General features: G+C 50.3%; 1 protein-coding gene. It reads right to left on the minus strand.

Features of this window, described 5'->3' with window-relative positions:
- Positions 1–322, minus strand: a 322-nt coding sequence (locus ACO0LK_RS27050; protein WP_422980615.1) for a hypothetical protein, incomplete at its 3' end; no start/stop codon positions are given.
- Positions 323–336: the final 14 nt, after the last annotated feature.

Raw genomic sequence — 336 nt, forward strand, 5'->3', positions numbered from 1 at the left:
TAACAGAGATCAGGGACAGATCAATGTTGTTTGCGCCAGCGATGTCATCAACGATAGTCAGTTGATGTGGCACATTGCCTGTGAATGTGATCACTGGTGTGCTCAGGGACAAGGCTGTACGGGCAGCGACCAGAGCAGCGTATTGGCTGGCTGTGATAACAACAGCAGAGTTTGCTGTGATGTTTTCAATACCGGACAGTTGTGCACCAGCCAGGTTGATCGCACCGTAAGTAACCAGTGTATCGTTACCGTTACCCAGGTTGATGGTGTCTGTCACTACACGGGCCACGGCTGTTGCTGTGGATTGTGTATTGAGGTTCACACCGTTTTCTGTCA

Origin of the sequence: Undibacterium sp. Ji49W (assembly GCF_049340205.1) — a bacterium.
GTDB lineage: Bacteria > Pseudomonadota > Gammaproteobacteria > Burkholderiales > Burkholderiaceae_D > Undibacterium.